Source organism: Neisseria sp. HMSC065C04 (genome assembly GCF_001815375.1).
GTDB lineage: Bacteria > Pseudomonadota > Gammaproteobacteria > Burkholderiales > Neisseriaceae > Neisseria > Neisseria flavescens_D.
The window spans coordinates 17,239-20,947 of the sequence record NZ_KV820389.1; the positions used below are offsets into that span (position 1 = coordinate 17,239).

At 45.1% G+C, this 3,709-nt stretch carries 5 protein-coding genes; all 5 read left to right on the forward strand.

Annotation, left to right across the window (positions count from 1 at the left end; translation table 11 throughout):
• Positions 1-463 (forward strand): hypothetical protein (locus HMPREF3022_RS02000; protein ID WP_168166408.1); only part of this gene is annotated, 463 nt, incomplete at its 5' end.
• A gap of 82 nt (positions 464-545) precedes the next feature.
• The gene (locus tag HMPREF3022_RS02005) at positions 546-1,295 is read left to right on the forward strand and encodes a hypothetical protein (protein WP_070765060.1); all 750 of its coding nucleotides are present in this window, start codon (positions 546-548) and stop codon (positions 1,293-1,295) included.
• A 226-nt stretch (positions 1,296-1,521) separates the two neighbouring features.
• Positions 1,522-2,109: a hypothetical protein gene (locus HMPREF3022_RS02010; protein ID WP_049323170.1), complete on the forward strand. Its 588-nt coding sequence runs from the start codon at positions 1,522-1,524 to the stop codon at positions 2,107-2,109.
• Positions 2,110-2,324: 215 nt separating this feature from the next.
• Positions 2,325-3,110, forward strand: a complete 786-nt coding sequence (locus HMPREF3022_RS02015) for a DUF1281 family ferredoxin-like fold protein (RefSeq protein ID WP_070765061.1) — start codon at positions 2,325-2,327, stop codon at positions 3,108-3,110.
• A gap of 84 nt (positions 3,111-3,194) precedes the next feature.
• Positions 3,195-3,671, forward strand: coding sequence for a hypothetical protein (locus HMPREF3022_RS02020; protein ID WP_070765062.1), 477 nt, complete (start codon positions 3,195-3,197; stop codon positions 3,669-3,671).
• Positions 3,672-3,709 lie beyond the last annotated feature (38 nt).

The window sequence follows — 3,709 nt, forward strand, 5'->3', positions numbered from 1 at the left end:
TTTAGCTCAGGTATCAGAATTTTTGTCTAATAAAGGCTTCCCGCTAGGGATTGCAGTCGAATTTTCTGAAGTATCAGAGTATTTCGCCCATAACCTTCTATCAGAAAATTGGCCTTATAGAGACGGTAATGTTTTTGCTGCTTCTGTAACAGTTAATGAGCCTGAGATCAACAAAGGATGTGCTGATTTGCTGCATCTTCTTAAAGAAAAAGTGTGTGTGGAGTCAAATTTCGGATTGTATGTCGACTATTTGACCGGCAAGGATCTGCAATGGCTTTATAGTCGTAACAAGGATGAAATCAATCTTTGGTTGGCAGAAAGTCGTACAGACTTATTTGAATTATTGGAGTCAGATAGAAATGTAGCCGATATTGTAACGGTGTCATGGGCCAAAGATGAACTGGGTAAATATTTTAAACAGTACGGAAGAAACCGCAAACCTGACAAACCAATTGTTCTTTAATTAATTTAGTCTTCTTTAAACCCCACGGGGATACGTTCCCCGACGGGCGCGTATCCCTCTTTTTATCCTGAAAGGAAATCTCGTGTCCGTTTCAAAATATTTCATGCTTCGCCCGTCCGCTTTGGACTGGGACTTTATCGAAAAACACTATCCCAATTACTACCGCAGCAACGGCATCCTCAAATCGGACGATATGAGTTACTGTCTTGGGGATATGGGGGATGTTCCCCGCGATACAGTAATTACAGAGGAAAGTTATAAGGCATTTGAAGAATATGCCGAAGACCTTGCCTATCGTGTCGAAAACGGCTTTGCCGACTTTATCGGCAGCGGTCTGACGTTTGGCCAGGCAGCCGATTATTTCGACGATTGGCTTTATGCCGTCGCCGTTCTTGAAGGAGAAGGCTGTATTCAGGTCAGCGAAGCGGTGCGCCTTTGGGCTGAAAAAGTCTTCAACACACCTGCAGAAAAGCGCAGGCAGTGGTACGCAGGCAGACTGTCGTCTGATCCCAAGCCGTCTGATGCCGAACGTCTGTTGATTGAAGTGGCAAACTATATTGCCCTGAAATACGGTTTGGTCTTTGGCGAAAACGGCGAATCGGTTTTGGATGTTTCTGAAAACATCCTTCAGGCTCATTTGTATTGTGAAGCAGATCCCGGCTTTTCCTTTTTCTTCAAACCCGATAAGTTTGGCCTGTCTGTGTTCGGCTCAAGTAAGTATTTTCCGTTGCAGAGTATTGTGATCAGCAACGAGATGCCCATCGCAGCCACACAGACACTGATTGACATTCTGATTTCCGGAAATGCACCGAATATGGTGGTTTCCGGTTGAAATCGTAACTTCTACCTGCCTTCGGGCAGGTATTTTCAGACGGCCTTCAAGTAAGGCCTTCTAAAAATACCTGTCTTTACAGGCTGACAGACCTTATCTGTCTTGTGTCCTGCCGTTAAACATGACACGCATCCTTCGGGATGTACGGCATTTTCTTTTATCAACCCCGTGGGGAACACAATCCCTACGGACTGTGTTCTCCGTTTTCTTTTTAAGGAGCAACATAATGCAAAACTTTATTGTATGGATGAATCCCGATAGGGAAGAATCGGCAGCTGCGGCAGCTAAATTAAACGGTGCTGTTTTGACTGCCCACACGGATGGTGCCATGGCCGCTATTAGACGTGAACTGAAAATATTGGGATTAGGGGCTGATTTGGCCATCTTTGCCCAAACCTGTGAAGAGTTTGCCAAACAGGCTAATGCCGACATGGTTTGTATCAGCAGTAGCAATGGTGATGCTGTTGCAGCCGTCACTTACCTTGAGGACGGATACGCCGGTGAAGGCGTATCCGCCGTTGCCGACATGCGCTATCTGATGTCTGCCTATCGGCAGTATTTTAACCGTCCTGACAAAATGGTTATTTTTCAGGTGGCATTGCAGTATTTATCAGATGAAGACATCGCCTGGATTTTCCGCCGCCACAGCAATGCCATCATCGAGTGGCAGTCGAATGAAGGGCTAGGACTGTACGAGTTCGGTTTCAGTCTATCCGATGTTCTGCCTGATGGCTGCCGCCATGTGCTACGCGAAGTCGTCACCGGCTGGCTGCACCGTGAAATCCTGCCCGAACTGTACGCAGAGTCGGCATAACTTCCGTGCTTCTTTTCCAAACCAGCGGGACCGTCGTTCCGCTTCCTGAAGGCAAAGTTACCGTTTCGGTTTCTTTGCCTTTTATCTAAAGCACCTGTCGTCTGAAATGTGCTCCGGATTCCCGGTGGCGACTCTTTTATCAACCCGGGCGCATGCCCATTAACCTGCGGGTTTCCTTATCCGCAGGGATAGGGATTCCTGCTTAGGAGCTTTATATGCCTAATTGGTGTAGTAACAGCCTTCATTTTGAAGGCAATCCCCAACGTATCGCTGAAGTTGCGGAACAAATCTTGATCAAAACCGACGATGGGTATCAATTTAGCTTTCAGCATATTGTACCCATGCCGGAGGAGATGATTCTTCCTGAAGTGCCTGATAGTTACATGCAGCTGACCTGGCTTCAAATTGCTCAACAACCTGAAAAGAAGTTGATCAATTTGGAACAGGAAATGCTGGAACAGAGCGATAAATCCTTTTGGTCCGTTCAATATAGATTGCCGGATGAACTTTTCTCCGAATTAAAGCAATATTTTTCGGAAAAATTTGATTGGGACAATCTGACTGTTGGTGAAGTATTTACCCATTTTGAAGATAACGCTGAAGTCGCATCTCGTTTTCGTTACGATCAACAATTTGCCAAGCGTATTGCGGAAAACATCCGCCAATACGGTCATAAGGATTGGTATGACTGGCGAATGGCTAACTGGGGCTGCAAATGGGACGTAGATCCCGACTGCACTTTTGTGACGGTTGGGAAAAGCGACATCTGGATCAGCTGTGACACTGCCTGGGGTCCTCCGGATAGGCTTTATGAAGAAATCTCCAAACGCTTTCCTGACCTTGTCTTTGAAGCCAAATACTTGGAGGAGGGAATGTGGTTTGCGGGATCTTATGAAGGTCATGAAGGCGCGTTATTCGAGTATCCTTGCGAAGAGGATAAAGTGCGAGCTTTCGCGATTGAGCATTTCGGTTGTGAGTACGACGAGGATGAAGATTCCTAGTAGTTATCATAACTTGTAATTTTTGAATGAACCTACCCTTTCGGGAGCAACCCGAAAGGGTTGTCTCCCATTTTGGAGACTAGTATGTGTAATATTAAAACCGAAAGCAATGTTATTCCTGAAAAACCAAAATTCACTCTTTCTATAGAAGATGGAGTGCAAAAGTTGCAGATTGTTTTCCCGGAGGAAAGCGAGGAGCTTCTTGAAATCCATCAGTCTGACGAATACGACTATTCAGTTCCTGATTTAGAAGTTAGCGTAGATGTCGAGTTACTCTATCACGCAATAAAGATTCTTGCTGAAAACCCTAACAAGCTTCATCACCTTGCAATACATTGTTATGCGGGTTCTGAAGGATTCGAAGGCAAGTTGAGATGTGAAAGATTGGTTTTAACGACCTATACGTCGTCTATGACTTTTTTCTTGGAGTTTTTCAATGATTGGACAGGAACTCTCTACGAGATGGATTTGACAGGACAATTCAAAGAATTTATTGGATACACGTTTCCTGTTACTGAACCTTTGTCAAAACTGAAAAAACTGCTCGATCAAGATGATTGATGTATAAACCCAACGGCTGCCTAGGCAGCCGTTTTTTT

Coding starts and splice junctions, on each gene's coding strand:
- HMPREF3022_RS02010 (WP_049323170.1), top strand. CDS start 1,522: ATGCAAAACTTTATTGTATGGATGAATCCCGATAGGGAAGAATCGGCA.
- HMPREF3022_RS02015 (WP_070765061.1), top strand. CDS start 2,325: ATGCCTAATTGGTGTAGTAACAGCCTTCATTTTGAAGGCAATCCCCAA.
- HMPREF3022_RS02020 (WP_070765062.1), top strand. CDS start 3,195: ATGTGTAATATTAAAACCGAAAGCAATGTTATTCCTGAAAAACCAAAA.